Origin of the sequence: Nonomuraea thailandensis, assembly GCF_024172165.1 — a bacterium.
Classification (GTDB): Bacteria; Actinomycetota; Actinomycetes; order Streptosporangiales; family Streptosporangiaceae; genus Nonomuraea; species Nonomuraea thailandensis.
Map to the genome: position 1 here is coordinate 9,821,026 of NZ_JAMZEB010000002.1, position 26,074 is coordinate 9,847,099.

At 74.2% G+C, this 26,074-nt stretch carries 21 protein-coding genes; 7 read left to right on the forward strand and 14 right to left on the reverse strand.

What is annotated here, in order from left to right; translation table 11 throughout:
• The first annotated feature begins 10 nt into the window (after positions 1-10).
• The gene (locus tag HD597_RS49250; RefSeq protein ID WP_253754054.1) at positions 11-859 is read left to right on the forward strand and encodes a glycoside hydrolase family 16 protein; all 849 of its coding nucleotides are present in this window, start codon (positions 11-13) and stop codon (positions 857-859) included.
• Here HD597_RS49250 and HD597_RS65270 read toward each other — a convergent pair.
• The 8 genes from HD597_RS65270 to HD597_RS49290 form a co-directional block, all read right to left on the reverse strand.
• Positions 807-3,281, reverse strand: a complete 2,475-nt coding sequence (locus HD597_RS65270) for a glycosyltransferase (protein ID WP_276083222.1) — start codon at positions 3,279-3,281, stop codon at positions 807-809. The two genes, HD597_RS49250 and HD597_RS65270, sit on opposite strands and share 53 nt — an antisense overlap.
• Entirely contained in the window at positions 3,278-4,159 is an 882-nt protein-coding gene (locus tag HD597_RS49260) for a glycosyltransferase family 2 protein (RefSeq protein WP_253754055.1), read from the reverse strand. The genes HD597_RS65270 and HD597_RS49260 overlap by 4 nt, the downstream gene beginning before the upstream one ends.
• Positions 4,156-6,432 (reverse strand): hypothetical protein, encoded by a 2,277-nt coding sequence (locus HD597_RS49265; RefSeq protein ID WP_253754057.1) that lies wholly within the window; start codon positions 6,430-6,432, stop codon positions 4,156-4,158. The genes HD597_RS49260 and HD597_RS49265 overlap by 4 nt, the downstream gene beginning before the upstream one ends.
• Positions 6,429-7,475 carry a glycosyltransferase family 2 protein gene (locus HD597_RS49270; RefSeq protein WP_253754059.1) on the reverse strand — a complete coding sequence of 349 codons (1,047 nt, stop codon included), beginning with the start codon at positions 7,473-7,475 and terminating at the stop codon, positions 6,429-6,431. The genes HD597_RS49265 and HD597_RS49270 overlap by 4 nt, the downstream gene beginning before the upstream one ends.
• Positions 7,465-8,616 (reverse strand): glycosyltransferase, encoded by a 1,152-nt coding sequence (locus tag HD597_RS66220; protein WP_253754061.1) that lies wholly within the window; start codon positions 8,614-8,616, stop codon positions 7,465-7,467. Before HD597_RS66220 ends, HD597_RS49270 begins: the two co-directional genes overlap by 11 nt.
• A complete protein-coding gene (locus HD597_RS49280) occupies positions 8,613-9,752 on the reverse strand; it encodes a glycosyltransferase (RefSeq protein WP_253754063.1) in 1,140 nt (379 codons plus the stop codon). Before HD597_RS49280 ends, HD597_RS66220 begins: the two co-directional genes overlap by 4 nt.
• Before the next feature lie 4 nt (positions 9,753-9,756).
• Positions 9,757-10,221 (reverse strand): hypothetical protein, encoded by a 465-nt coding sequence (locus HD597_RS49285; RefSeq protein ID WP_253754065.1) that lies wholly within the window; start codon positions 10,219-10,221, stop codon positions 9,757-9,759.
• Between the two features lie 155 nt (positions 10,222-10,376).
• Entirely contained in the window at positions 10,377-11,276 is a 900-nt protein-coding gene (locus HD597_RS49290; protein ID WP_253754067.1) for a glycoside hydrolase family 16 protein, read from the reverse strand.
• Positions 11,277-11,382: 106 nt separating this feature from the next.
• Between HD597_RS49290 and HD597_RS49295 the strand changes: the two genes are divergently transcribed.
• Positions 11,383-14,052: a hypothetical protein gene (locus tag HD597_RS49295; protein ID WP_253754068.1), complete on the forward strand. Its 2,670-nt coding sequence runs from the start codon at positions 11,383-11,385 to the stop codon at positions 14,050-14,052.
• Positions 14,053-14,180: 128 nt separating this feature from the next.
• Here HD597_RS49295 and HD597_RS49300 read toward each other — a convergent pair whose 3' ends face one another.
• Positions 14,181-16,322, reverse strand: coding sequence for a WD40 repeat domain-containing serine/threonine protein kinase (locus HD597_RS49300; protein WP_253754070.1), 2,142 nt, complete (start codon positions 16,320-16,322; stop codon positions 14,181-14,183).
• Between the two features lie 124 nt (positions 16,323-16,446).
• Positions 16,447-17,337, reverse strand: coding sequence for a hypothetical protein (locus tag HD597_RS49305; protein WP_253754072.1), 891 nt, complete (start codon positions 17,335-17,337; stop codon positions 16,447-16,449).
• A 138-nt stretch (positions 17,338-17,475) separates the two neighbouring features.
• Here HD597_RS49305 and HD597_RS66225 point away from each other — a divergent pair, with 138 nt between their 5' ends.
• Together HD597_RS66225 and HD597_RS49315 are read left to right on the forward strand one after the other, a co-directional pair.
• Complete coding sequence (locus tag HD597_RS66225) at positions 17,476-17,988, forward strand: SigE family RNA polymerase sigma factor (RefSeq protein ID WP_253754075.1); 513 nt, start codon at positions 17,476-17,478, stop codon at positions 17,986-17,988.
• Positions 17,975-18,715: a hypothetical protein gene (locus HD597_RS49315; RefSeq protein WP_253754078.1), complete on the forward strand. Its 741-nt coding sequence runs from the start codon at positions 17,975-17,977 to the stop codon at positions 18,713-18,715. The genes HD597_RS66225 and HD597_RS49315 overlap by 14 nt, the downstream gene beginning before the upstream one ends.
• 7 nt (positions 18,716-18,722) lie before the next feature.
• Here HD597_RS49315 and HD597_RS49320 read toward each other — a convergent pair whose 3' ends face one another.
• Entirely contained in the window at positions 18,723-20,375 is a 1,653-nt protein-coding gene (locus HD597_RS49320; RefSeq protein WP_253754080.1) for a RecQ family ATP-dependent DNA helicase, read from the reverse strand.
• A 116-nt stretch (positions 20,376-20,491) separates the two neighbouring features.
• Positions 20,492-21,454, reverse strand: coding sequence for a helix-turn-helix transcriptional regulator (locus HD597_RS49325; RefSeq protein WP_253754082.1), 963 nt, complete (start codon positions 21,452-21,454; stop codon positions 20,492-20,494).
• Between the two features lie 61 nt (positions 21,455-21,515).
• Between HD597_RS49325 and HD597_RS49330 the strand changes: the two genes are divergently transcribed.
• Together HD597_RS49330 and HD597_RS49335 are read left to right on the forward strand one after the other, a co-directional pair.
• Positions 21,516-22,079, forward strand: a complete 564-nt coding sequence (locus HD597_RS49330; RefSeq protein WP_253754084.1) for a DinB family protein — start codon at positions 21,516-21,518, stop codon at positions 22,077-22,079.
• 1 nt (position 22,080) lies between these two features.
• Entirely contained in the window at positions 22,081-22,518 is a 438-nt protein-coding gene (locus HD597_RS49335; protein WP_253754086.1) for a VOC family protein, read from the forward strand.
• Here the strand turns inward: HD597_RS49335 and aceE are convergent, their stop codons facing one another.
• Complete coding sequence (gene aceE / locus HD597_RS49340) at positions 22,519-24,978, reverse strand: pyruvate dehydrogenase (acetyl-transferring), homodimeric type (RefSeq protein WP_345694531.1); 2,460 nt, start codon at positions 24,976-24,978, stop codon at positions 22,519-22,521.
• 53 nt (positions 24,979-25,031) lie between these two features.
• Here aceE and HD597_RS49345 point away from each other — a divergent pair, with 53 nt between their 5' ends.
• Positions 25,032-25,652 (forward strand): GntR family transcriptional regulator, encoded by a 621-nt coding sequence (locus HD597_RS49345; RefSeq protein ID WP_253754088.1) that lies wholly within the window; start codon positions 25,032-25,034, stop codon positions 25,650-25,652.
• Between the two features lie 55 nt (positions 25,653-25,707).
• Here HD597_RS49345 and HD597_RS49350 read toward each other — a convergent pair whose 3' ends face one another.
• Entirely contained in the window at positions 25,708-26,064 is a 357-nt protein-coding gene (locus tag HD597_RS49350) for a hypothetical protein (protein ID WP_253754091.1), read from the reverse strand.
• Positions 26,065-26,074: the final 10 nt, after the last annotated feature.

The following is a 26,074-nucleotide window of genomic DNA, read 5'->3' on the forward strand; positions in this document are numbered from 1 at the left end:
GGGCTGGTGGGTGGCCGGGGCGCTGGTCCTCACGTTCGCGGTCGCGGTCGCGGCCACGCTCTACGTGGTGACGCCGCGAGACCCCGCCCCGGCGCCGCCGGGGCAGGCGCCGGAGCAGGTGCCGGCGGGGTGGCGGCTGGTCTGGGCCGACGAGTTCGACGGGCCCGCCGGGCCGCCGGACCCGGCGAAGTGGAACCTGGTGGACGACCACCTCGGCTACAACAACGAGCTGGAGTACTACTCGCCGCGCAACGCGGCCGTGGACGGCCAGGGGCGGCTGGTGATCACCGCCAGGTCGGACGACGCGGGCGGCCACGACTGCAGCCCTCGCGTGTGCGCGGCCACCTCCGCGCGGTTGTTCACGGCGGGCAAGTTCGTCCAGCGCTACGGGCGCATCGAGGCCCGCATCAAGTTACCCGAGGGCCAGGGCATGTGGCCGGCCTTCTGGGCGCGGCGCTCCCCGCAGGGCAGCGGGCGCGGGGAGATCGACATCATGGAGCATCTCGGGCGCGAGCCGGACACCGTCCACGGCAGCCTGCACGGCGAGCAGGGCTACGACGAGCAGAACACCTACCGGCTGCCCGGCGGGGGCAGGTTCGCCGACGACTTCCACGTCTTCGCCGCCGACTGGTATCCCGACCGCATCTCCTTCCTCGTCGACGGGCAGGTCTACGCCACCGAGCACAAGGCGGACGCGCCGCCCGGCGGCTGGGACTTCGACGTGCCCTACTACCTGCTGCTCAACCTGGCCGTCGGCGGCGACTGGCCGGGCCCGCCCGACTCGACGACCCGCTTCCCGCAGCAGCTCATCGTGGACCACGTCCGCGTGTACGCCTCCGCCGCCGATCCGCCCCGCTGACCCGCGCGCGCCGCCCGGCGGCGAAGCTGACGACCAGCACGCCCACCCCCAGCAGCAGCGACAGGCCCTGCGCGAGCGTCCAGCCGAGGGCCGCGGCCGTCAGCCCGTACGGGAGCAGCGCCGCCACCAGCCCCAGCACCAGCGCCGCGTTGGCGCCGTTCATGAAGACGTACGCGACCGTGCGGTCCCGGCTGATCAGGATCGTGTCCACCAGGTAGTTCCCCGCCCCGACCAGCGCCGCCAGGGCCAGCACCCGGAGGGTCTGCGCCGCCTGCGCCGAGTAGCCCTCGCCGAACACGCGCAGGAGGTGCGGCGCGCCGGCCACGATCACCGCGACGGCCGGCACGAGCAGGCCGTAGATGCCCGCCACGGCCTTGCGCAGGTAGCGGCGCAGCGAGATCCGCTGCGCCTCGGCGAACAGCACCTGCGCGCTCGTCGAAGGGATGAAGTTGAGGAACGCCGCCACCTGGAAGGCGATCGCGAAGTACGCCGCCGCCTGCGGCCCCTGGACGGCCAGCACCTCCAGCGGCACCACGGTGCTCGGCAGCATGCCGAGCGCGGTCGCCAGGTAACCGGCGGCGGAGAACGGCAGGTACCGCCGCAGCAGGTCGACCGGCCGGGCGCGGGCTCCGGCGGGGCGGCGCAGCCTGCGCCACAGCGCCGCCCCGCCGAGCAGGCAGGCGAGCAGGGTGCCGCCGCCGTAGGCGAGGACCAGGCCGATGAAGCCGAGCGGGACCAGCGGCAGCAGGGCGCCGACCTTCAGCACGGTGCCGGCCGCGTTCTTGGCGAGCAGCGCCCCCGTGCCCCGGACCGCCAGCAGGCCCGCGTCCAGCGTCCCGCCGACGGCGGTGACCATCACCAGGGCCGTGACCAGCGCGACCGTCCCGGGCTGCCGGATCAGCTCCGGGCCGCCCGGCAGCAGCGGCGCCAGGATCAGCAGGGACAGCAGGGCGAGCACGCCGCCGATCGCGCCGACCGCGGTCACGGCGATCGCGGCCAGGCGGCGCGGGTCGCCGGCCTTCACCAGGTGGCGCAGCAGCGTGGTGGGCAGGCCGAGGGAGGCGACGGTGGAGAGCAGGCTGACGCTCGCGGTCACGGCGGTCAGCCAGCCGACGGCCTCGACCGGGTAGTTGCGCGCCGCCAGCGTGAAGAACGCGAAGCCGCCCGCCGCGAGCAGCACCGTGTTCACCAGCAGCAGGAAGGTGCCGCGCACCAGGACGTCACGGAAGAGCGAGCGGACGCGCTCCCCCATCGGCCCGCCCGCGGGATCGCCAGTCACGGGCTCCCCCATCGGCCCGCCCGCGGGATCGCCGGTCACGGGCTCCCCCGCCTGCCCGCCCGCGGGGTCGAGGCGGGCGCGTTCCGTCGGGTTCCGGTGGCGCAGTGCGGTGGCGTAGCCGGTGCGGGTCGCGTGGGCGATCTCGGGCCAGCCGGCGCCGTTCGCGTGCTCCAGCGCCGCCTGCGACATCCCCGCCAGCGTCGCCGCGTCCCAGCCCGCCGCCTCCCGCAGGGCGGCGGCGAGCCCGGCGACGCCGCCGCGGTAGCAGGCCAGGGCGGCGGGCGGCAGCCCCGCCAGGGCGGGCAGTTCGGGCACGATCAGCGGCCGGCCGTGGGCGAGCGCGAGCAGCGCGCTGCCGCTGGTGGTGATCTCGCGGAACGGCAGCACGGCGACGTCGCCCGCCGCGAACAGCCCGGCGACGTCCTCCTCGCGCACCCGCCCGAGCCGCAGCTCGACCCGGTCGTCGCCGGCGGCCGACGCCTCCAGCCGGGCCGCGAGCTCCGGGTCCGGGCAGGATCCGGCGACGACGAGGCGCACGTCCAGCGCGCCGGGCAGCGCCGTGAACGCGGCGAGCAGATCCTCGACCCCCTTGTACGGCTCGATCCGCCCGAAGAACAGGAACGTGCGCGGCCTGCCGGACCGGCCCGGCGGCGGCACCGGCGGCGCCGGGAAGGGGCCGTGCGGGATCACCACGGCCCTGGACGGCGCCGCCCCCAGGGCCGCCAGCCGGTCCAGCGCCGTCGAGTGGTGGGCGATCACGAGGTCGCAGCGCCGCACCAGGGTGCGCCGGGCGGCCGCGTCGTCGGCGAAGACGGGCCGGTGCGGCAGCACGTTGTGCGCGGTCCACACCAGCCGCAGCCCGAGCAGCCGCACGACGCCGAGGACGGCGGCGAACCAGAGCTGCGCCACCCGCCGCGTCCGGTCCCCGCCGGGCAGCGCGAACTTCCACACCCAGTGCAGGTGCACGACCCGGGCCCCCGCCAGCCGCCGGGCGGCCAGCTCGGCGGGCAGCAGCAGGAGGTTGAGCGTGTGGGAGGGGGTCAGCTCGCCCAGGTAGCGGACGCGGACGCCGCCCTCGCGTAACCCCGCGTGCAGCAGCTCCTGGTACGGGTTGCTGTCGCGGGGGAAGACCAGCACCTTCATCGGCGGGGGGCGAGGAGTTCGGCGAGCACGCCCGCGCCGTACACCAGGTGGTCGGCCAGCACCCGCGCCGGGCCGTTGTGCCGGTTGCGCCAGGCCGGCACGAGCAGCAGCGCCGGATAGTACGGGAACCACAGGGTCAGCGGCAGCCCGAGCAGGAAGAGGGGGTAGACCAGCACCATCGGCTCCCGGCGCAGCAGGTCCGCCCGGCGGCCGCGGTGCTTGAGGTAGAGCCGGGCGCGGGCCTTGCCGTAGACGTAGGAGCGGCGGAGCTGGCGGCGGCGGTCCCCCCAGTCGTGGGTGACGACCGCGTCGCCGGCGCTGCGGATGCGGTGCCCGGCGTCCTGGACCCGCCAGCTGAAGTCGACGTCGGAGCCGTAGCCGAACGTCTCGTCGAAGCCGGTGACCTCGTCGAAGACCTCCCGGCGGACGGCCAGGTTGCCGGTGCCGCACTCGGGCAGGTAGCGGGCGGCGGCCCGGCGGCGGGCGTCGGCGTCGTACAGGCTGTCGTGCCCCTCGGGGCCGGTGACCAGGCCCGACACGACGCTCTCGCCCTCGTCGAGCAGCGGCGTGACCAGGCGGCGCAGCCAGCCGTCGCGGGGCAGGCAGCCCGCGTCGGTGAACACGACGACCTCCCCCTCGGCGGCCCGCACGCCGGCGTTGCGCTGGTGCGCGATGGTGACGCGGGCGCCGGGCGGCGGGGTGAAGGCCGTCCACCGCACGTGCGGGTGGGCGGCGGCGACGGCGTCGAGCCGGCCTTCGGAGGCGTCCACGACGATGATCTCGTACGGCAGGCCGGCCGCCCCGGCCGCGTGGGTGACGGCGCCGAGGGTGCCGTCGAGCGCGGGCTCGTCCTTGCTGATGATGACGATAGAGATCATCGGTGGAAGACCTTCGTGACTCCGCTCGTGTAGACGAGATCGTAGTGCGCCTCGATGAAGCCGGTCGGGAACGCGTACAGGGCGAGCTGGTTGTCGAACAGCGACCGGGCGCGGCCGACGGCCGTGTTGGCCCAGCTCGCGTACACCCAGGCCCGCCGGTCGAGGGTCAGGGGGGTGATGTCGGTCTGGATCCGCCGCCCGGGGCCGAGCTCGGCGAACAGCCGCAGCTGCGCGTACCGGTCGGCGTAGAGGCGGTCGGGTGAGCCGCGGGCCGCCTGCTCCAGCCAGCGCGCGCCCGCCAGCTCGGCCTCGTACATGCAGTACCGCTCGCAGTCCTCGCCGCGCGTGGAGAGGTTGGTCGCCCTTTCCCCGCCGAGCAGCACGTTGTCCAGGCCGCTGCCGGTGGTGAAGGTGACCACGACGGCCGCTCCGGCCAGCCCGTACGTCGTCCGGCGGAGCACGAGGGGGAGCTTGGCCGCCGAGACGCGGTGCAGCAGCCAGAACAGGGCGATGGTGAGCAGCGTCAGCGCCTGGAGGTGGGCGCGGCTCTGGTTGTAGGACGCGGCCAGGGTGCCCGAGACGCGTAACAGCACCAGGGCGCCCAGCATCGGCACGGCCAGCACGCCGATCCGCCTGACCAGCCACGAGGAGTGGCGGCGCACGGCCATGACGACGGCGCCGATCAGGGCGAGCAGGTTCGCCAGTTGCTGGATCAGCAGCACGCCGAGGTCGAGCGACGCGCTCACCGCCGGCGCCGCCTTCGGGGGGACGGGGACGCCCGCGTCCCCGAGCTCCCAGCGGGGATCGCCGGCGTCGGCGGCAGGCGTCACGGCGACCTTGGGCGGGCGGTACTTGGGCACCACCCGCTTGGCGTACAGGTACGTCGGGATGCGGGTCACGTCGGTGCCCCGCAGGTAGGCGGACAGCAGTGTGCCGGCGCTCTCCGCGCCGGGCAGCAGCCGCAGGCCCTCGGAGCTCAGCGCGGTGCGGAACTCGCCGATGTTGGCCGTCGACCGGGTGATCGGGACGTACCAGAGCACGCCGGCGAGCAGCCCGGGCAGCAGCGCCGCCGCGACCGCGCGCGGCGCGATCCGCGGCCGCCGCAGGGCCCATAGCACGGCCTGCAGCACCAGAGCCCCGCCGAGCATCACGGCCGTGAAGTACGCGGTCGTGTAGTGCGAGACCACGATGCCCGCCCCGAACAGGCCCAGCAGCACCGCCTTGGGCAGGTGCCGCAGCCGGGCGTCGAGCAGGGCCCCGCACAGCGCCGCGAACAGCAGCATGGCGATCTCCTGGCGGGCCAGCGCGGGGAACTGCTGCGACAGCGCGCCCTGCGCCGTCACGAACGCGGCGGCGGCGAACGCCCACTGCCCCGGCAGGAAACGCCTGGCGAGATGGAAGATCGCGACGGGGAACATCGCGAAGAGCGCCGGATAGACGACCTTGAGCACCAGCAGGACCGGCAGCCCGGTCAGGGCGTGCAACTGGGCGGGCAGGACGGTGATGCTGAGCATCGCCCCGTACGCGTCGGGGTGCGGCCCCGTCACCCAGATCCCCGAGGTGGCCGTCTCCTGCGCCACGGCGTACTCGGAGGCGATGTCGAACCCGTAGACCAGCTCGCCGCGCAGCGCGTACGACCACATCATGGCCAGCGACACCGCGTACAGCAGCACGGCCGAGCGGCCGTCGCCCAGCCGCCCGGCCCTGACGATCCCGAAGGCCGTCACGAGCACGCAGCCGGCGACGGCGGCGATCGCCGCCTCGGGGCCGTACCCGTGGTTGAGGCGCAGCGCGCCCGCGGCGGCGAGGAGCGGCAGCAGCAACGGCAGCGACAGCCATCCGGCGGAGGGCAGGGACCGCCACGGGACCGCCGTCTCCCGCGGCGCCCCCGTCCCGGCGAGGAACAGGCCCAGGCAGACCAGCATGAGCCCGGCCAGCAGCGGCCCGGCCCGCAGCGGCGTCCCCGGGTCCGAGCCGGGGCCGAACACCGCGCCGAGCACGGCTCCGTCGGCCAGCGGCACGAGCAGGGTGACCGCGAGGCCGGACACCATGAGCACGATCAGCGACGCGGCCGGCACGTACAGCGGGAACGCCGCCACCCGGTGGCCCGGCACCCGCAACGCGCGCAGCAGCAGGCACCCGGGCACGGCCAGCAGGAGCGGCACGAGCAGCAGCTGGGCCGCCCAGAGGTGGCGCACCTGGGCCAGGCCGACGATCAGGACGAGGGCCGCGCCGTACAGCACCATCCGCCTGTCCTGCTCGCGGACGGTCACGTGCTCTGCCCTCCACCCCGGCCGGCCCTGTCCCCGGCGAACATGCGGCGGAAGGCCCACAGACCGTGCAGGAAGCCGACATTCTCGCACGCTTCCTGGGCGAGCCGGAGGTACGGGTCGGCGAGCGCCTCGATCCTGCCCGCCGGCGCGTGCCGCGGCCCCGCCGGGTAGAGCGGCAGCGGCAGCAGCACCGCCACCGCCGCGAGCACCGGCCACCGGACGGCCGCCACGGCCAGGCCCGCGACCAGCACCGGCCACGGGAACAGCGTCGGCCGCACCCCGGGCCACTTCAGGTACTGCATGGCGGCGCCCCGCCCGTAGGCGAGGCTGCGGCGCAACAGCCCGCGCGCCGTGGGCGTGTACCGGTGGCCGACCGGCGCGTCGGGGACGAAGACCAGCCGGCCCGGCCGGTCCCGCCGCAGCCTGCGGGACAGGTCCTCCTCCTCGGCCGCGTAACGGAACCTGGGGTCGAACCCGCCGGCGGCCAGCAGCCGCTCCCGCTCGAACGACATGTTGCCGCCGCTGAAGGCGTAGACGTCGCGCCTGCCGCGGGCCGGCCCGGCTGCCGTCCCCCACTGCCGTCTCAGGTACAACCACAGCCGGTACGGCAACGCCGCGCTGACGGTGAGCTCCAGCTCCAGCGGCTCGTGCCGGTTGTTGCGTTCGAGGAAGCGCGGCAGGTAACCGTCCCCCGTCACCGGGACGATCGGGCCGCCCACCCCGGCGACCCCCTCCTCCGCGTAGCCGTCGAGCAGCCGCTCGGCCCAGTGGGGGGACGGCTCGCAGTCGTCGTCGAGGAAGGCCACGACCTGCCCCTTCGCGGCCCGCAGGCCGGTGTCCCGGGCCGCCGCCGCGCCGCGGTTCTCCTCGTGGCGGACGACCGTGGCGCCGTGGTCGCGCGCGACGTCCCCGGTCGCGTCCTGGGATCCGTCGTCGACGACGATGACCTCCAGGACCGGGTGGGCCCGCAGCGCGTCGAGGGTGCGGCCGAGGCGGGCGGCGCCGTTGTAGGAGCAGATGACGACGGACAGGCTAGGGGGCATCGGGGCGGTTCCCGGGGGTGCGGGCCAGGGGGCCGCGGACGGCCTCGTACACGGCGATCGTCCGCGCCGCGACCGTGTCCAGGTCGGTGTCCGTCGTGCGCACGGCGCTCGTGTCGCGTGCCGGGGCCGGGCGCGTAAGGAGGTCGTCGATCGCCGCGGCCAGGCGGTCGGGGGCGCCGGGCGGGACCGCCCACGGGGAGCCCTCGAACAGCTCGGCCAGCCCGCCCACCGTGGTCGCGATCACCGGTACGCCGAAGGCGCGGGCCAGGTTGGCCACCCCGCTCTGCTCGGCGTCGCGGTAGGGCAGCACGACGGCCTCCGCCGCGGCGAACCAGGCCGCGATGTCGCCGTCCGGGACGTACCCGGTGAAGACCAGCCGGTCGCGCACCCCGTGCCGGCGCGCCAGGCGGCGAACCGTCGCCTCGTGCAGGTGGTCGCGGGCCTCGAACACGCGGAACGGGCCGTGCCGCCGCCGTACCGCGCCGGCGACCACGACCCGCACCCCGCCCAGCGCCGCGGGCGGCAGCGTCGCCAGCGCCCGCACCAGGTCGTCGAGCCCCTTGCTGACGTGGATGTGGCCGAAGGCCAGCAGCACGCGGTCCTCCCCCAGCCCGAAGCGGGCCCGCAGGACGGCGGCGGTGCCGGTCGCGGGCGGCGGGGGCGCGGAGAAGTGCGGGACCAGCGTGACCTCGGCGTCCAGCCCGAGGGCGTCGACGGTCTCGAGGGCGGCCCGCGTGTGCACGACGAGCCGGTCGCAGCCCCGTGCGAGACGGCGGTACAGCGCCCTGCCCGGCCCGCGCAGCAGCGCCGTGTCACGGGTGACCTCGTGCAGCGTGGCCACCACCGGGACACCCGAGGCGGCCGGCCGGCGGGCCACGGCCAGGCTGCGGGCGCCGAACGCGGGCACCGCGAACTGCACGTGCACCACGTCCGGCCGGAACCGGGCCACGGCCGCGCGCATCGACGCCCCTCCACCGTCGCCCAGCGTGCCGATGACCTCGTCGGGCGCGCCGGGATCGGGGCGGGCGGCGACCACGGCGATCTCGTGGCCGCGCTCGCGTACGGCGCGGGCGAGCACCTGCGTGTAGGCGCCGATGCCGTCGCGGGCCGGCGGGTACGGGCTGACGTAGAGGACCCTCACGGCAGCATCGCCTTCACCACGTGGGAGGCGATCGAGTCCAGGGCGTACTCGCCGACCCACGGCTCGGCCAAGGCGCCGTCCGGGGGCCCGGCCGCGGGCGTGTCGAGGGCGGCGGCCAGGGCCGTGGCGAACGCGTCCAGCGTGTGGTCGCAGACGATGCCGCGCCTGCTGCGCCGTACCAGGTGCTGGGCCAGGTTGTCCCTGGCGGAGGTGGTCACCACCGGCACCCCGCACGCGATCGCCTCCAGCACCGCGATGCCGAAGCCTTCCCTGGTGGACGGGAAGGCGAACACCCGCCCCGCCTTGACCAGCGAGTACACGTCCTTCTGCTCGCTGACGTCGTGCCGGAAGTCCACGGCGTGCGCGATGCCCAGCCGCTCGGCCTCCTCGCGCAGCGCGTCGCGTTCGGGGCCGTCGCCGATGATCCGGCAGGTGATCGCCCGGCCGCCCTCCCGCAGCCGGGCGATGGCGGCGAGCAGCAGGTCCAGGCCCTTGTGCCGCATCAGCCTGCTGACCACCACCAGGTCGGTGCGCTGCTCGTACGGCACGGCCTGGCCGACCCCGTCGAGGTCGACCCCGTTCGGCGCGATCGTGATCGGGGCCCGCTCGCCGAGCTCGGCCCGCAACCGCCGGGCCGTCTCCGGGGAGACGGCGATGATGCGGTCGGGCGCCCGCATCGCCAGCCGCTCGATCCACCACGCCGGCCGCCAGCCGGTGGGCATGCTGTAGCGCCAGTACTCCGGGCCCCACACCTCGTGCCAGGTGGCGATCAGCGGTTTGCGCCGCAGCGCGGCGACCAGACGCAGCGGTAACAGGTGCAGGAACGGGATCTGGTCGACGTTGAGCACGTCGAACCGGTGCCGCAGCAGCCGCAGGCAGGCCACCGCGAAGACCAGCGCCTGCCAGGTCGAGCGGACGCCGTTGCGGTACATCGGCAGCAGCGGCGAGATGGCGTGGAACGTGACGCCGCCCTCGGTGCGCACGCGGGGGCCCGGCCACCAGCGCATGGTGAACACGTGCACGTCGGCGTGCGCGGTGAGGTGCGCGTACAGCTCGTGGTAGCGGATCTCCCTGCCGCCGAAGCTGTACGGGTGGATCGCGTCGGTGACCAGCGCCACCACGGGCCGTCCGGGCACGCGCCTACCCCTCGTCGATGTTCGCGGAGCAGGTGGCGCGGAACGCGATGGCCTCGCCGCCTTCGAGCTGGACCCCCAGAGTGATCGGGCCGGGCTCGCACAGCGCCTTCGTGGGCGGCGTGATGGTCACCGGCTGGCCGTCGGCCAGGGTCACGCGGCCGCCGGCGACGGTACGGGTCCTGCCGGCCTCGGACAGGCGGACGGACCAGGCGTACTCGTGCTGCCGCCCGGTGACGTTGCGGATGGTGAAGGAGGGCGGGGCCAGGTACGACGTGGCGGGCACCCGTTCCGGCAGCGCCTGGGGGTCGGCGAACGCCAGCTCGGTGTATCCGGCGGGCGCGCCGGCCAGCCCGGCCGCGAGCAGCAGGTGGCGCCCCTGCTCGGTCTGCGCGCCGAGCACGGCCACGACGACCGCGCCGAGGAGGGCGGCTGTCGTAACAGAAGTGGAACGGGGAAATAATCGCGTCATTTACGGCGTGACTTCACCACGATGCTGATGGGACGGTTGATCCTATTGTCCCAGGAGCGGCTGGTGCCCCAATTTGATGGCTACGGCGGCACAAACGTTATTTAGGAGCGTTCCAATCGGATATTTGATCGGACTTCGCGCTAAAAGGGGAGAACTCAGCGCTGGCGGTACACCCGGACCCAGTCCACGACCATCCGCGCGGGGAAGTGCGTCCTGCTGCTCGGATCTCCCACCCAGGTGCCGCCCACCTGCAGGTTGAGGATCAGGTAGAAGGGCTTGTCGAACGGCCAGCCGGGATGGCGCGGATACTGCGCGTACGGCTTGCCGTCCACCCACCAGGTGATGCTCTGCGGCGTCCAGTCGACGCCGTACACGTGGAAACCGGCGTCCAGGCGCTCCGGCAGCGTGATCTGGCCGCCGCCCTTGCGGCCCCTCGAATGGGTGTAGGCCCGGACGAGATGGGTCTCGTGGCCGCGGTTCTCCATGATGTCGATCTCGCCGTACGTCGCGGAGCCGGAGCTGCCCGCGTCGGTGCGCTTGAGCCAGAACGCCGGCCACAGCCCCTTGCCCAGCGGCAGCTTGATCCGCGCGCTGAACCGCCCGTACGCCTGGTCGAACGTGCTCCTGGTCTCCAGCCGGGCGGAGCTGTAGTCGCACGGGCCGTACCAGCAGGCCGTGCCGTCCGCGGCCCGCGTCCGCTCGGCGGAGATGACCAGGTGGCCGGAGCCGTCACGCACCGCGTTGGCCGGGGTGTAGTAGTGCAGCGCCTTGCGGTTCGACCAGCTCGTGCCGGACAGGGCGGTCCACTTGGCGGGGCGGCCCCGCCCGTTGAACTCGTCGGACCAGCTCAGCTTCCAGGACGCCTCGGGCAGCGCCAGGGGCGGGGGCTCGACGGACTGCGCGGGCGGTGGCGTCGCCTCGCCGTTCCCGGCCACGTCAGCGGGTGTCTCGCCGATCGTGCGCACCCCTGCCGCGCTGGCCGCGACCACGGCGACGCAGATCGCCGCGGCGAGGATCCAGGTGCGGGAACGGGCCGGGCCGTCAGCCGCCGTCATCGGGCCGGCTCGCGCTCGGACTTCGTTTCGTCGCGCTTCCCATAAATAATGACTTCCGGCGAGGGGCTCCGTCCTGGCCGGGAGAATATCAAAGGGAGAGGCTGCGGTGACCGGAGGTGGTTGGAGGAGCGAGACGGGCGATCCGGACGGAACGCCCGAGCAGGAATATGAACGGCCGAATTCGCAGCCGCCGTCGTCACCGCTCGACGAACGGCTCTCCCAGCCGTCATCACCGCTCAGCGAATGGCCTTCGCTGCCCTCCGCACCGCTCGACGAGCGGCTCTCCCGCCCTTCGGCACCGGTGGACGAGCGGCTCTCCCGCCCGTCCGCACCGGTGGACGAGCGGCTCTCCCAGCCCTGGGCGCCGCTCGACGAGCGGCCTTCCCAGCCCTCGGCGCCGCTGTCCCGGCCGTCGATGCCGTCCGTGCCGCCGACCACCGAGCTGACCGACCCCGACGTCGGCTACCCGGCGACCGACCCGACGGCCCCCGGCCGGCACAAGCGCTTCCGCTCGCTGCTGATCGGCGGCGCCTCCGTCGCGTTCGCGGTCATCGTGGCCGGCGGCGTGCTGGTGGCCTCCCGCCAGGGCGACGAGCCGGCGGCGGAGCTGGCGGGCAACCTGTTCGCGGCAAGATCGGCGAGCAGCGCCGACGGCCGGCAGCTGGAGCTCAACGGCGTCGCCGCCACGGGCGCGACCGTGGTGGTCGCGGGCGGCGAGGACGCCGACTCCGGCTACCGCACCGAGTTCTTCCTGTCCAGGGACTCGGGCCGCACCTTCGCCCGCGCCCAGGTGCGGACCGCGAAGGGCGAGCCGCCCGTCGCGGGCGAGGTCCCGCGCCACCTCGCGGCCGGCCCCGGCGGCTGGGTCGCGCTCGGCGACCGCGTCGGCGGCACCGTCGTCTGGACGAGCCCCGACGGCGCGGCCTGGACCCGCCAGCCCGACGCCACCGCCAGCCTCGCCTTCGGCCCCCGCGACCGGGTCGCCGACGTCGCGTGGACCGGCGACGGCTTCACCGCCGTGGGCCAGACCTCCGACAAGGGCGACTTCACCGACGCCGCCCCGGTGGTGTGGCTGTCCGGCGACGGCCGGAGCTGGGAGCGCCGGGCCGGCTGGCGGCTCCACCCGCCGACCGGCGGCACCCTGGCCCTCACGCACGTGGCGAGCGTCAAGGACGCCATCGTGGTGCGCGGCGAGAGCTCCGCCAAGCCGTACGACATCACCTGGCGCTCGACCGACGCCGGCGAGACCTGGCAGGCGTTCGCCGTCCCCGGCACGTCCGGCGAGCCCGAGCTGGCCTTCGCCGCGACCGCGACGACCATGCTCGCGGTGCGCCAGGACGGCTCCCACGCCACCACCTACACCTCGCCCGACGGCGTGCGCTGGACGACGGCGGCGAAGATCGAGGTGCCGGGATTCCGCCGGCTGTTACGGCTGACCGCCACGGCGCAGGCCGCGGTCGCCGCGATCGAGACCGACAGCGGGGTCCGGCTGGTCCGCACCGCTGACGGCCGTTCCTGGCAGCCCGCGGGTGCGACGGCCGAGGGCGCCGAGGTGCGCGACGCCGCCGCGGCCGGGGACAACACCGTCGCGGTGGGCGCCGACGCGGCCCACGGCGGCGCGGGAGCCCTGCTCGCGGTGCGTGACAAGGCCGGCAAGGACGTCCCCACCGGCATCCCCGGCACCACCGGGAGCGGCAAGGTCGTGGACGCGCTCGGCGCGGCCGACGGCCGGGTGATCGCGGTCGGCGGCGCCAGTGGCGAGGCCGCCGTGTGGACCTCCGCCGACGGAGCCACCTGGCAGCACGTCCAGGACAAGGACAAGGCCCTGACCGGCCAGGGCCGGCAGCGGCTGACCGGCGTCGCGCCGGGCTTCGCGGGCTGGCTGGCGGTCGGGACGAGCGGCGGGACACCCGGCCGCCCCCTGGTGGTCACCTCGGCCGACGGCGAGAGCTGGCGGCGGGCCGACGGCGCGGCGCCGTTCCAGCCCTCCGGCACGAACCCGCTGATCGCCCGCGGCACCGCCGCCGGCCCCGACGGCTACGTGATCGTGGGCGAGGACGGGTTCGGCGCCGCCACCTGGTGGTCACCGGACCTCAGGACCTGGGAGCGCGGCCGTCCGGCGGGCGAGGACAACCTCGTCGGCACGCAGGCCACCAGGCGCTGGATGAACTCCGTGACCAGCGGCATGTTCGGCTTCGTCGCCGCCGGCGGCGTGACCGACCCCAACGCCTACGGCGGCGTCTTCGTCCGCCGCCCCACCGTGTGGCTCTCGCCCGACGGCCGCAAGTGGTCGCTGGTGCGCCTGCCGATCCCGGCCGGCGTCAACGAGGGCTGGTTGCCCCACATCGCCTCCTACGACGACGTCCTGGTGACCGCCGGCACGGCCGTCACCGGCAACGGCACGGGCACGGCCGCGTTCGGGTACGCCTCGCTCGACGGCGGCCGGAGCTGGCAGCCGATCACGCTGCCCGTGGTGGCGGGCGAGCAGTCCAGCGTCACGGCCGTGGCCGCGACCCCGCGGGGTTTCGTCGTGGCCGGCACCGTGGGCAGGCCCGGCGACGTGGTCATCTGGACGTCCGCGGACGGCCGCTCGTGGAAGCCGGAGCAGCCGCGCGGCACCGGCATGTCAGGGCCCGGCGACCAGCGGCTGAGCGCGTTCACCACGGTGGACGGCGAGCTCGTCGGCGTGGGCTCGACGGCGACCGGCCACGGCGACGAGCCGACCGTGTGGCGGAGCCCGCTGCCCGCGTCCACGGAGGAGACCGGCGCCCCGTAGCCCGCTGCCCGCGTCCACGGAGGAGACCGGCGCCCCGTAGCCCGCTGCCCGCGTCCACGGAGGAGACCGGCGCCCCGTAGCCCGCTGCCCGCGTCCGCGGAGGTGACCGGCGCCCCGGAGCCCGTTCCCTAGCTCGTGCCCCAGAACCTGAGCGTGGCGTCACCGGCGACCCCGGTGACGGTGGCGCCGTCCCGGCTGAAGGCCACCGAGTAGACCCAGTCGGCGGGCCCGTCCAGCTCGCCGGTGCCGCGCCCGCTCGCCACCTCCCACAGCCGTACCTTGCGGTCGTAGCCGCCGCTGGCCAGCGTCCTGCCGTCCGGGCTGAAGGCGACGGCGGTGGCCCAGCCCCGGTGACCGGCGAGCACGGTGCGCTCCTTGCGGGTGGCGACGTCCCACAGCCGGACGGTGCGGTCGGCGCTCGCGCTCGCCAGCGTCTTCCCGTCCGGGCTGAAGGCCACCGAGAAGACCCAGTAGCGGTGGCCGGAGAGCACCGCGGTGGCCTCGCCGGCCGCCGGGTGCCAGAGCCGGACGGTCCGGTCGTGGCTGGCCGTGGCGATCGTGGCGCCGTCCGGGCTGAACGCCACCGAGTCCACCCAGTCGGTGTGGCCGTTGAGTATCGCGGTGCCGTCGCCGGTCTCGGCGTTCCACAACCGCACGGTCCGGTCGCGGCTGGCGCTGGCCACGGTCCTGCCGTCCGGGCTGAACGCCACCGACCCGACCCCTCCGGTGTGGCCGGTGAGCGTGCCCTTGCCGCGCCCCGAGGGCAGGCTCCACAGCCGTACGGTCCCGTCGTCGCTGCCGGTCGCGAGCGTCCTGCCGTCGGGGCTGAACGCCACCGCGTGCACGCCCTTGGTGTGGCCGTCGAGCGAGGCGGTGACGCGGCGGCCGGCGGCGTCCCACACCTGCACGGCGCCGTCGGCCCCACCGGTCGCGAACGTCTTCCCGTCCGGGCTGTAGGCGACGGCGTAGGCGGGGTCCGGGTCGAGGGTCCTGGTCACCTCCGGCGAGATCACCGGCGTCGTGGGCCCCGGGACGACGGCGGGCCTGATCACGGCCACAGGCGTCACCGGCCTGCCCAGCGCGATGTAGGCGACCGTGGCGGCGGCTCCGACGGCCACCAGCCCGAGTGACGCGGTGATCAGGGTGCGCCGCGACCTGAGCCCGGTGCGGGCGGGCGGCCCCACCAGCGACTCCGTCGCCGACACGGGCCCGGAGCCGGACAGCGGCGCCCCGCCGGAGGTGAGGGCCGGGCCGGAGGAGAGCGAGGCGGGGCCGGACCGCGCGGACGAGCCCGGCAAGGAGGACGAGCCTGACAGCGAGGACCAGCCGGGCAGCGAGGGTGACGCCGCGAGCGACGGCGACCCCGTCCTGGACGCGGCGCCCTCGCCGCCGCCCGCCCGCGGCGGCGTCCCGAGCGGGAAGAGCGACTCCTGGCCCGGCGCCTCCCCCGCGGGATCGGGCACGCCGTGGCCGAGCAGGTGGAACAGCACGTCGGTCGCCGACGGCCGGGCGGCCGGATTCTTGTCCAGGCAGGCCACCACCAGCGACCGCACCGGCTCGGTGAGCCCGGTGAGATCCGGCTCCTCGTTGAGTATGCGCTGGAAGAGCGCCGGGATGCTGTCGGACCCGAACGGCGGCCGCCCGCCGGCCGCGTAGGCCATGGTCGCGGCCCAGCTGAACATGTCCGACGCCCCGGTCACCACCCCGGCGCTGAACTGCTCCGGCGCCATGTAGGCGGGTGTCCCGAGGATCTCGCTGCTCTCGGCGACCGTGGAGTCCAGGGCGCGCGCCAGCCCGAAGTCGATCACCCTGGGCCCGTCGGGGCCGCAGACGACGTTGCTGGGCTTGAAGTCGCGGTGCACGATGCCGGCCTGGTGGATGGCGACCAGCGCGGTCACGGTGGCGACGGCCAGCCGCTCCAGCGCGTCGGGGTCGCGCACCCCCTGCGTGGCGATGAGCCGGCTCAGCGAGATGCCCTCGACGTACTGGCTGACCACGTACGGCTGGTCGCCGCTGGTGTCGGCGTCCAGCACGCGGGCCGTGCAGAACTGCCGCACCTTCCGGGTCGCGGCGATCTCCTGGAGGAAGCGCTCGCGGGCCTGCGGCTCCTCCGACAGCCGGGCGTGCAGCACCTTGATCGCGACGACCTGGCCCTCGGGCGACTCCCCGACGTACACGGTGCCCTGGCCGCCGGCGCCCAGATAGCCCGTGAGCCGGTAGGGACCTACGTGGCGCGGGTCGGCCGGCCGCAGAGGACTGAAACTGGGCACACGTACCTTCCCCACGAAGGATGTCCAGCAGAACGATGGCTTACGGACGCTTACGCACGAAATGCAGTGCTAAGAGCCTACTCTCCTGGACGCACATCCGGCGTGGACGAGGGCCGGGGCCCGCTCAGGAAGGGGCGGGGACGGCGGGCCGTGCGTTCGTCCAGCCGACCTCGACCAGGATCTCGTTGTAGGACTTCGCCCCGAACGCCTTGCCGCCGACCGCGACCGCCCGGCCCTGCGACAGCAGCACCATCCTGCCGGTGTCGACGATCAGGGTCTGCTTGACCGTGGACGCCTTCTTCCCGGTGCCGCTGGAGCTCTCGATCACGACGGCGGCGCCGGCTCTGCCGAGGGTGTCCTTCGCGTCGCCGCCGGCGCGGACGCCCGGCAGGGTCAGCAGGGCCTGGTATGCCCCCGCGCGGACCTCCTTCGGCGCGGGCAGCGCGTGCAGGAGCTGGGGCAGGCTCGAGGAGAGCCAGTGCGTCATGGACTCGGCGGTGATCCCGAAGACCTGGCCGGCCTTGGTGACCCAGTCCTTCAGCCGGTCCGGGTCGGCGGGCAGGCGCTGCACCTCGTCGTACGTCAGCCACTGCCCCGCGAACTGGAACTGGTCGCGTTCCGTGCGCACCGGGCTCACGTGGCCCCTGGACGGCTCCGCGGACAGCTTCACGACCTTGCCGTCGATCGACCTGCTCCACTTGGCGGGGGAGCCGTCACGCTGCCACGCCTTCTTGTCGGCCTCGGTCGCCGGCTGCGCGCCCAGCTCGCGGAACCCGTACCACTGCTTGCCGTCGGGCGCGCTCCACAGCTCGGAGACGCGCCGCTGGAGCAGCTCGTAGGGGTCGGACTTGGTGCCGAAGCGCCAGGGATGGGCGATGGTGGTCACGGCCCTGGTGTGCCAGTAGGCCCCCTCCGGGGGAGCCGCCGCGGCGGCGGGCGGCGCGCCCAGGGCGGTGGCCGCCACGGCCAGACCGGCGCCGAGAGTGATCAGCTTGTTCACTGGTTTCCGAGTCACGACCATCCATACGCTCGGGCCGCCCCGAGGGTTGCCCGGAGGGTTGCCCGTGAATTGCCCGTGAATTGCCCGGCACGGGCGGGCAACGGTCGGTGGAGTGCCGGGCGTATTAGGAGGCGTGAAATCGGACAGACAGCCGTGAGCGGCGTGGAGCACGACTTCGGCGCCTTCGTGGCCGCGCGTGCCACGAGCCTGCTGCGCGTCGCCTATCTCGCCTGTGGCGACGAGACGGAGGCGGAGGACCTGCTGCAGACGGCGCTGGAGCGTACCTACAGGAAGTGGGACCGGGTCCGCCACGACAACCCGGAGCCCTACGTGCGCCGCGTCATCGTCAACGCGGCCATCAGCCGGGCCCGCCGCCGTGCCGTGCTCAGCATCGTGCCCATGCACAGCCCGCCGGAGCGGCCGGCCAGGGCGAACGACCCCGACCTGGTCCACGTGCTCATGGACGCGCTGCGCGCGCTGCCGCCCCGGCAGCGGGCGGTGGTCGTCCTGCGGTACTGGGAGGACCTGAGCGAGACGCAGACGGCCGAGGTGCTCGGCTGCTCGGTCGGCACGGTCAAGAGCCAGGCGTCGAAGGCCATGGCCAAGCTCCGTTCGGCGCTCGGCCGCGACACAGTGGAAGGAGTGATCAGGAATGCCCACGCTTGAGGACGAGGTCCGCCGGCTCATGACGGACGAGACCGCCCGGCTGCGCGCCGCGCCGGACCTGCTGGAGCGGGTGATCCGCGGCAACCGGGACAGAAGGCGCAGGATCAGGACGGCGGCGGTGACCGCCTCCGTGATCGCGTCCGTGGCCGTCGTGGCCACGCCCGTCGTCTACCTGACCGCCGGCTCGACGGCCCCGGCCGGCGAACGGGCCACGACCTCCGCGGTGCCGGAGCCGCCCGCCATCGACGACACCCCGCCCGTGCGGACCGAGCCCGCGGACCTCGGGGACCTCGGCGACGGCAGGGAGTTCGGCCACGTCAGGGTGGGGTACCTGCCCGAGCGCCTGCGGTGGGGCAACTGGTCGGTGGACCACGGCGACAGCTACACCACCTCGTGGAACTACAAGGGCGACGACGAGGGCACCTACCGCGTACAGATCTTCATGTACGAGAACGCCGCCGTCCAGGAGCTCGAGGACCGGCTCCGGATCCATCGCGACGAGGGCGAGGGCGAGGACGTGACCGTCGGCGACCGGAGCGGCTACCTGGTCGTGACGAACGTCGGCGAGGACGGCATGGCGGGCACCCCGACCCTCTTCCTCAAGATGGGCGACGCGCAGTGGGCCGAGATCATGTTCAGCCCCGTGTACGCCAAGGAGTTCGCCGGCCCCGACGCCGTCACCGCCGAGCTGCGGAAGATCGCCGAAGGGCTCACCTCCACCCTGTGACCGGCCGTCACAGCGGACGGAGCACGTCCCCCACCACGGCCAGCGACAGGGTCTTGTAGCCCACCGAGTCGAACAGCACGGTGATCCGGTCGTGCTCGCGGCTCATGACCGTCCCCTGCCCCCACAACTTGTGCGTCACCTTCGCCTGCACCGGGAACTCGCCGCGGTCCCGCGCGGGCGGCGGCGGCTCGGGCGCGTCGCCGTTCTCGCACGTGTCGCACGCGCCGCACGAGGCGGCGGCGTACGGCTCGCCGAAGTAGGCGAGCAGGAACCGGCGGCGGCAGCCCCTGGTCTCCGCGTAGCCGCGCATCATGTCGATGCGGGAGTCGTCGACGCGGCGGCGCGTCTCGTCCAGCTCGGCCGCCCGCGCGGCGGCCCGCTCCGGCTCCGGCCCGCCCGGGGCGTAGCGCAGGTCGCCGGTGCCGGTCACGGTGAGCGCGCCCGCGCGTTCCAGCAGGTTGACCAGCCTGGACAGGTGTGAGGTGCTGAGCTTGAGCAGCTCGGCCAGCTCGCCGGCGGGCACGGTGCCGGCGTGCTCGCGCACGAGCGTCGCCACGCGCAGCAGCGCCTCGGCGTCGGCCCGGCCGCCGGTGAAGAAGCGGCGCAGGCCCAGGTCCTCCTGCCGGTAGAACAGCACGGCCGAGGCCGGCTGGCCGTCCCGGCCCGCCCTGCCGATCTCCTGGTAGTACGCGTCGGGCGACTCGGGCGGCGCGGCGTGCAGCACGTAGCGCACGTCCGGCCGGTCGATGCCCATGCCGAACGCCGACGTGGCCACGACGGTGTCCACCTCCCCAGCGGTGAACAGCTCGTGCACGCGGGTGCGCGCCGCGCCGCGCATGCCCGCGTGGTACGGCTCGGCCCGGCGTCCCCTGCCGGCCAGCTCCGCTGCGTACTCCTCGGCGGCCTTGCGGGTGGCGACGTAGACGAGGCCGAGCCCTTCGCGGGAGGCGGCGTACTCGACCAGGGCCCGCCTCTTGTCCTCCTCGCGGGCGAAGCGGCGGACCTCCAGGGAGAGATTCGGGCGGTCGAAGCCCCTGACGAGGGTCGCCGGCCGGGTCAGGCCGAGCGAGCGGACGATCTCCTCGCGGACGTTCGGCGCGGCGGTGGCGGTCAGCGCCACCACCGGCGGATGCCCCAGGCGCTCGATGACCTTGCCGAGCCGCAGGTAGTCGGGGCGGAAGTCGTGCCCCCACGACGAGACGCAGTGGGCCTCGTCGATCGCGATCAGGGACGGACGCACCTGCGCGAGCCGCTCGACGACGTCGGGCTTGGCGAGCTGCTCCGGCGACAGGAACACGAACGCCGCGTCCCCGGCCGTCACCTTCTCCAGCCCGGCCTCCACGGAGGACGTCGAGTTCACCGCCACGGCGCCGCCCGCGTCGGCCCTGAGCAGGCCGGCCACCTGGTCACGCTGGAGCGCGATCAGCGGCGAGACGACGATCGCGGGCCCGTCGAGCAGCAGCGCGGGGACCTGGTAGACCGCCGACTTGCCGCCGCCGGTCGGCATGACCAGCAGCACGTCCCTGCCGCGGAGCAGGTGCTCCATCGCCTCCTGCTGGCCCGGCCGCAGCGTCTGCCAGCCGAAGCGCTCCCGGGCCGTGGCCCGCAGCCTCCGCCCGTGCCGCCCGAACCGGCCTCGCAACCTCGTCCATAAACCCATGCCGCCCATCCTTCACTCCCGGTGGGGCGGCCAGTACCCGCATACCTCCGGTCCATGTCCCGATCCGGCTCCGCGTGCGTCCGGCTCCGGTCCGCGCCCGCCACCCGCGCCGCCGGTCACCCGGCCCCGGCCAGGGCCGCGAGGCTGCGGGCCAGCCGGGCGGCGGCCTCCCGCAGCTCCGGCGGATCCAGGATCTCCGCCTCGAAGCCCATCCGCGCCACGTGCATGGCGATCCATCCCAGGTCGTCTCCCCCGGAGACCAGGACGCACCACCCGTCGCGGTCGTCCTCCACCCGCCCCACCTGCGGCGGCACCAGCTCCCGCACCTGCTCGGGGCGGGCGCGCAGCCGCACGCGGGCGAGATACCGGTACGGCGCCTCGGTCACGCCCCGCTGGACGAAGGCCACCGGGTCGGGATGCTCCCTGGGCCGGAAGCGCCAGGTCGTCGCCCCCACCTCGCGCATGCGGTCGAGCCGGAAGGTGCGCCAGTCGTCGCGATCGACGTCGTAGGCCATCAGGTACCACCGCCGGCTGGTGGCGACCATCCGCACCGGCTCGACCGTCCGCTCGCGCTCCTCCCCGCCGCGCACCGAGGCGTACAGGAACCGCACCCGCACGGCGTCGCGGCACGCCCGCGCCAGCGTCACCAGCAGCTCGGCGTCGATCTCGACGCCTGACCCGACCAGGGTGTCGGTGGCGCCGTGCACCGCCCGCACCTCGGCGCGCAGCCGGGGCGGCATCACCTGGTCGAGCTTTGTCAGCGCGCGCAGCGCCGCCTCGCCCGCCCCGGCCACCGTGCCGCCGGACGCCAGCCGCAGCGACACCGCCGTCGCGATCGCCTCCTCGTCGTCGAGGAGCAGCGGCGGCAGCCGGGTGCCGGCGCCGAGCTGGTAGCCGCCCCCGACGCCCGCCGTCGCGTGCACGGGGTAGCCGAGCGCGCGCAGGCGCTCCACGTCGCGGCGCACCGAGCGGTCGGTGACTCCGAGCTCGTCGGCGAGCTCGGTGGCGGTCCAGGACAGCCGGCGCTGCAGCAGCGAGAGCAGGCGCAGGACCCGTTCGGTCGTCCCCTCGGCGGTCATGCGCTCATCGTTCCACAGAACACGGACCGTTCCTGTCCGCTATTCACTCCATGCTGGACCCATGACCTGGAACTCCCTGCTCCGCGAGCAGATCGACTGGCACTGGGCCCACCAGCTACGCAAGCGGCTCGACGGGCTCACCGACGACGAGTACTTCTGGGAGCCGGCCCCCGGTTGCTGGAACGTGCGGCCGCGCGGCACCGGCGTCGCGCCCGTACAGGGCGGGACCGGCGCGATGACCATCGACTTCGCCGTGCCGCCGCCCGACCCGGCGCCGTTCACGACGATCTCCTGGCGGCTCGGGCACGTGATCGTCGGCGTGCTCGCGATGCGCAACGCCTCCCACTTCGGCCGCGAGCACACCGACTACCACTCGTTCGAGTACGCCGCCACGGCGGCCGAGGCGCTGGCCCAGCTCGACACGGAGTACGCCGCGTGGCTGGCCGGGGTCGAGTCGCTCGGCGAGGACGGCCTGGCCCGCCCCTGCGGCGAGGCGGAGGGACCGTACGCCGAGCACCCGATGTCGGCGCTGGTGCTGCACATCAACCGCGAGCTGATCCACCACCTGTCCGAGGTGTGCCTGCTGCGCGACCTCTACCTGCACACCCGGCGGGAGGCGAGCTGAGATGGCCCGCGAGGTTCAGATCACCTTCGACTGCGCCGACCCCGCCAAGCTGGCCGCGTTCTGGGCCGAGGCGCTCGGCTACCGGCTGGACGACCCGCCCCCGGGCTTCGAGTCGTGGGAGCAGGCCCTGGAGGCGATGGGCGTGCCGCCCGAGCGCCGCAACGACGCCTCGGCGGTGATCGACCCGGAGCGCGCGGGGCCGCGGCTGTTCTTCCAGCGGGTGCCCGAAGGCAAGCAGGTCAAGAACCGCGTGCACCTCGACGTGCGGGCCGCTCCTGGCCTCGGTGGCGAGGCGCGGATGGCGGCCCTGGAGGCGGAGGCGGAGCGGCTCGTCGGCCACGGCGCGAGCGTGCTCCATCGCCAGGAGCCCGCTCCTCCGCTCGGGGCCGGTCACATCATCATGGCCGACCCCGAGGGCAACGAGTTCTGTCTCGACTGATCAGTGCCTGGCCTGCTCCTCGACGGCCTTGAACACGGCGTCGGCGATCGAGCGCGGATCGACGCCGAAGTGCCTGCGTACGGACTCGCGGGTGCCGGACAGCCCGAACCCGTCGGTGCCCAGCGAGGTCCACGGCTGGTCGATCCACGGGCGGATCTGGTCGGGGACGGCGCGCATCCAGTCGCTGACCGCGATCACCGGCCCCTGCGCCCCGGCCAGGGCCTGCCGGAGGTACGGCACGCCGGAGGAGGTCATGGCGTCGCGCCGCAGCTCGCTCCACGAGGTGACCGACCAGACGTCCACGCCCAGCCCGTAGTCCTCCTGCAGCAGCCGCTGCGCCGCCAGCGCCCAGTGGACGGCGGTGCCGCTGGCCAGCAGGTGCGCCTGGCCGCCGCCCTCCGCGTAGCGGTAGATGCCGCGCAGGATGCCCTCCTCGACGCCCTCCGGCATGGCGGGCTGGGGCATCGGCTCGTTGTAGACGGTCAGGTAGTAGAACACGTCCTCGGGGGACGGGCCGTACATGCGCCTGAGACCGTCGTGGACGATCGTGCCCACCTCGTACGCGAAGGCGGGGTCGTAGGCGAGGCAGGCCGGGTTGGCCGAGGCCAGGAGCTGGGAGTGCCCGTCGGCGTGCTGGAGCCCCTCGCCGGTCATCGTGGTGCGGCCCGCGGTGGCCCCGACGAGGAAGCCGCGGCCGAGCTGGTCCGCCAGCGCCCACATCTGGTCGCCGGTCCGCTGGAAGCCGAACATCGCGTAGAAGATGTAGAGCGGGATCATGGGCTCGCCGTGCGTGGCGTAGCTGGACGCGGCGGCGGCGAAGGAGGCCATCGACCCGGCCTCCGTGATGCCCTCGATGAGGAGCTGCCCGTCGGTGGCCTCCTTGTAGGCCAGCAGCAGCTCCCTGTCCACGGCCTCGTAGCGCTGGCCCAGCGGGGAGTAGATCTTGGCCGTGGGGAACAGCGACTCCATGCCGAACGTCCTGGCCTCGTCCGGCACGATCGGCACCCACCTGCGCCCGGTCTCCGGCTCCTTCATCAGGTCCTTGACGAGCCGCACCAGCGCCATGGTCGTGGCCACCGGCTGGGCCGAGCCCTTCTCCAGCGCGCGGAACGCCCGCTCGCCCGGCTCGGGCAGCGGCCGGGGGACGAACGTGCGGCGCGGCACCGAGCCGCCCAGGGCGCGTCGCCGCTCGGCCGCGTAACGGGCCTCCGGGGAGTCGGGCCCCGGGTGCGCGTACGGCGGCAGCTCGCCCTCCAGCGCCTCGTCCGGCACCGGCAGCCGGAGCCGGTCGCGCAGGACCCGGAACTCGTCCTGGGTGAGCTTCTTCATCTGGTGGTTGGCGTTGCGCGCCTCGATGCCCGAGCCGAGCATCCAGCCCTTGACGGTCTGCACGAGGACGACGGTGGGCGCGCCCCGGTTGGCGAGCGCCCGCTGGTAGGCGGCGTACACCTTGCGCGGCTCGTGGCCCGCCCGCGACCCGCCCACGATGCGCCGCAGCTCCTCGTCCGGGTACGGCACGTCCAGCCCCTGGAACAGGTGCTCCCTGATGTAGCCGCCGGTCGAGGCGGCGAACGTCTGGAACTGCCCGTCGGGCACCTGTCCCAGCCGCGTCACCAGCTCGTCCGAGCCGAGCAGGCCGTCCCAGTCGTGGCCCCACAGCGCCTTGACCACGTGCCAGCCCGCGCCCCTGAAGACGCCCTCCAGCTCCTGGACGATGCTCGTGTTGCCGCGCACCGGCCCGTCGAGCCGCTGGAGATTGCAGTTGACCACGAAGGTGAGGTTGTCGAGCCCCTCGCGGGCGGCCAGGGTGAGCGCGGCGGTGGACTCGGGCTCGTCCATCTCGCCGTCGCCGAGGAAGGCCCACACGTGGCTGCGCGAGGTGTCCTTGATGCCGCGATCGTGCAGGTAGCGGTTGAACCGCGCCTGGTAGACCGCGTTGAGCGGGCCCAGCCCCATGGACACCGTGGGGAACTGCCAGAAGTCCGGCATGGAGCGCGGATGCGGGTACGACGGCAGCCCGCCCTCGGGCTCGCGTCTGAACAGGTCGAGCTGCGCCTCGCTCAGCCTGCCCTCCAGGAAGGCGCGGGCGTAGATGCCCGGCGAGGCGTGACCCTGGAAGTAGATCTGGTCGTGCTCGCCGCTGAAGAAGTGGTTGAAACCGACCTCGTACAGCCAGGCGGCCGAGGCGTAGGTGGCCAGGTGACCGCCGAGGCCGTGCTTGCTGCCCCGGGTGATCATGACGGCCGCGTTCCAGCGGTCGTAGGCCGAGATGCGCTCCTCCAGCGCGAGGTCACCCGGGTAGGGAGGCTCCTCGGCCGTCGGAACCGTGTTGATGGGGCGGCTGCTCGTGGCGAGCCTCCTCAACAGGTAGTCGGCCCGTTCGGGGCCGGCCGCCCGCCGCACCGCCTCCAGCGACTCGAGCCACTCGGCGGTCTCCTGCGGATCCAGGTCTTTCTCCATGCTTCCATTAAACACCCTATGATCGATCATCCGATGTTCTGTAGTCTGGGGAAATGAAACCCGTCGTGCGTTCGCCGCTTCGCGACCAGATCCGCCAGACCCTGCTCGACGGTCTGATCGGCGGCCGGTGGGGGCCGGGCGACCGCATCGTGGAGCGGCAGGTCGCGGCCGAGGCGGGCGTCAGCCAGGCTCCGGTGCGCGAGGCGCTGCGCGAGCTGGCGGCGCTGCGCCTGATCGAGTTCTCCCCCAACAAGGGCGCGCGGGTGCGCGAGCTCACGCAGGCGGATCTGCGCGAGGTCTACGTGGTGCGGGCGGGCCTGGAGGAGACGGCCGTACGCCTGCGCCGCCCGCCCGTGGCGGCCCTGCGCGGCCACCTGGAGCGCCTGCACGAGGCGGCCGGCGGCACCCTGGCCGACCAGGTGCGCCACGCCGTCGCCTTCCACCGCGAGATCGTCCGCGCCGCCGGGAACGAGGTGCTGCTGTCGGTGTGGGAGTCGCTGGGCATCGAGGTGTGGACGCACCTGTCGATCCGCCTGCTCAGGACGCACGCCCTGGAGAACGCCGCCGACCACGAGCCCTTGGTGGCGGCGTTCGAGCGGGACGACCCGCGGGCGGCGGTCATGCTGCGCGACCACGTGCTGGCCTATGCCGAGGCGCGGCACGAAAACGGCTGACCCCTACCCGGACCCGCCGCCAGGAGGAGCTCAGCTTGAGCAGCGCCTTCGCCCGTCAGCCCTCCATGGCGGTGACCGGCAGCTCCTGGCTCCACAGGAGGGTGTGGAAGCCGGGCGGATTCTCGGTCTCGATCACGCCGAGCGCGGTGGCGAGCACGGTCATCCCCTCCTTGAGCTCCTGCGGCCGGGGCCGGGGCGGCGCGACCCAGGAGGTCTCGGGAGCCGGGTCCGGGGGCACGCTGCGCGGCAGGACCGCGTCGGCGGCGCCGCGGACGAGCGCGGCGCCGTCCTTGCCGACCACGTAGTAGTAGTGCACGGTGCTGCCCTCGTGCTCCGGCGACGGTGTGTGCCTGCCGACGATCGTCACCTCGTCGTCCGAGACCAGGACCTTGATTATCTGAGACAGGGACATGGAATGGCTC

What these genes read in the sequence shown, in the direction of transcription:
- HD597_RS65270 (WP_276083222.1), bottom strand. Translation starts at nt 3,281, where the DNA reads ATGAAGGTGCTGGTCTTCCCCCGCGACAGCAACCCGTACCAGGAGCTG.
- HD597_RS49260 (WP_253754055.1), bottom strand. Translation starts at nt 4,159, where the DNA reads ATGATCTCTATCGTCATCATCAGCAAGGACGAGCCCGCGCTCGACGGC.
- HD597_RS49270 (WP_253754059.1), bottom strand. Translation starts at nt 7,475, where the DNA reads ATGCCCCCTAGCCTGTCCGTCGTCATCTGCTCCTACAACGGCGCCGCC.
- HD597_RS49285 (WP_253754065.1), bottom strand. Translation starts at nt 10,221, where the DNA reads ATGACGCGATTATTTCCCCGTTCCACTTCTGTTACGACAGCCGCCCTC.
- HD597_RS49290 (WP_253754067.1), bottom strand. Translation starts at nt 11,276, where the DNA reads ATGACGGCGGCTGACGGCCCGGCCCGTTCCCGCACCTGGATCCTCGCC.
- HD597_RS49315 (WP_253754078.1), top strand. Translation starts at nt 17,975, where the DNA reads ATGCCCACGCTTGAGGACGAGGTCCGCCGGCTCATGACGGACGAGACC.
- HD597_RS49320 (WP_253754080.1), bottom strand. Translation starts at nt 20,375, where the DNA reads ATGGGTTTATGGACGAGGTTGCGAGGCCGGTTCGGGCGGCACGGGCGG.
- HD597_RS49325 (WP_253754082.1), bottom strand. Translation starts at nt 21,454, where the DNA reads ATGACCGCCGAGGGGACGACCGAACGGGTCCTGCGCCTGCTCTCGCTG.
- HD597_RS49330 (WP_253754084.1), top strand. Translation starts at nt 21,516, where the DNA reads ATGACCTGGAACTCCCTGCTCCGCGAGCAGATCGACTGGCACTGGGCC.
- HD597_RS49335 (WP_253754086.1), top strand. Translation starts at nt 22,081, where the DNA reads ATGGCCCGCGAGGTTCAGATCACCTTCGACTGCGCCGACCCCGCCAAG.
- aceE (WP_345694531.1), bottom strand. Translation starts at nt 24,978, where the DNA reads ATGGAGAAAGACCTGGATCCGCAGGAGACCGCCGAGTGGCTCGAGTCG.
- HD597_RS49345 (WP_253754088.1), top strand. Translation starts at nt 25,032, where the DNA reads ATGAAACCCGTCGTGCGTTCGCCGCTTCGCGACCAGATCCGCCAGACC.
- HD597_RS49350 (WP_253754091.1), bottom strand. Translation starts at nt 26,064, where the DNA reads ATGTCCCTGTCTCAGATAATCAAGGTCCTGGTCTCGGACGACGAGGTG.